The organism is Psychrobacter sp. AOP31-B2-9 (assembly GCF_052378005.1).
Taxonomy (GTDB): Bacteria; Pseudomonadota; Gammaproteobacteria; order Pseudomonadales; family Moraxellaceae; genus Psychrobacter.
This window is the reverse complement of sequence record NZ_JBQSXG010000275.1, coordinates 1-1,278: the sequence shown is the minus strand read 5'-3', so window position 1 is coordinate 1,278 and position 1,278 is coordinate 1. Positions and strand designations below refer to the sequence as shown.

The 1,278-nt window shown below is 44.3% G+C and carries 1 protein-coding gene; it reads right to left on the bottom strand.

Going from position 1 to position 1,278, the window contains the following annotated elements:
* Window positions 1-1,278, bottom strand: a 1,278-nt coding sequence (locus tag ACT3SX_RS15135) for a sodium:solute symporter family transporter (protein WP_444761834.1), incomplete at both ends; no start/stop codon positions are given.

Genomic DNA, 1,278 nt, shown 5'->3' with positions numbered 1-1,278 from the left:
CAACCCATGCCAACCTTACGACCTAAAAAGCCAAAGACCATCAACCCAATAACGACAGCACCACCGACACTAGCCAATATTTCAAAGAATAGAGCTGTGAACCCCGTAATAGGTATTAATTCAAAGCGTGCCACACAGAATAAGAGGAGTCCGACGATGACAGCAGCAGTAAATGCGGTATTGGTCACACGATTCCAGAACACACTGGCGATGACAGGGAATACGATCGCACCCCATAATGCGCCAACGAAGACTAGCATTACTAAAATATCGAGCTTAAAGCTGGCAAAAATCAGTCCTGCGGCTGTTGCGACAATCATCGTGCTACGACCGACAAGCATCATAGTTTTGGGTTTAACTTTACCTTTTTTAGCAATATTTTTGCCGTAGACATCCGCCATCATAATCGTTGAGAGCGCTGACAAGTCTGAGTCAGCCGTTGAGGATAGCGAGCCAATGACTAAAATAAAGAATAAGGCAATAAAGACAGGATGCAGGTAGGTACTAACCATTTGTGGAATCAGGTTATTCATGTTGCCATCAAGTGGCTCGATACCTATAGTGACCGCCATTAATCCAATCATACCCAAGCCAATGACGATACCAGCATAGCCAACAGTAGCAGTGACAAAAGTTGCTTTAATTTTAGTTTTGTCAATTGCAAATAAGCGCTGAGTGATGGTTTGATTGCCGATAGCGTATGCTAATACTGCAACAAAATAAGGTGCTCCTTGCTGAAAAAATGCTTCAGAAGAAAAGAAATTTTGCTGCTCCAGTGTAAGATTGGACAGTCCCTCAACCATCACCTCAGGTCCACCCATAGAAAATAGTACCGCCGGAATAATGACGACACCAATGGCCATCAAGGCGACTAATTGAGCAAAGTCAGTGAAGACGGATGCGCGAAACCCTGACGTTAACGTATAGCTTAGGACGCCGATACCTGCGATCATTACCCCTGTTTGGAATGATAATGGTGACAAAACTGAAACTAAGGCTCCAGCAGCGGTAAAGTTGACCATCAAGCTAATTAAGCTGCCCATAATATTGGATATTGCTAAAATTAATTGGCTTGATGAACCATGACGGGCGTGAATGAGTTCACCTAAGGTATGACCATCTGGCGCCAACTCACGAAAGCGCATACCAAAAGGGTAGATGAACAAAATCATTAAGGCGCCCCAAAAGCCATAATGTATCGGCACTGACACTCCATATTTATAGCCGGAGGTAGCAGCAGCATAAAATGATGCCGCCCAAATCCAAGTGGCGGTCATA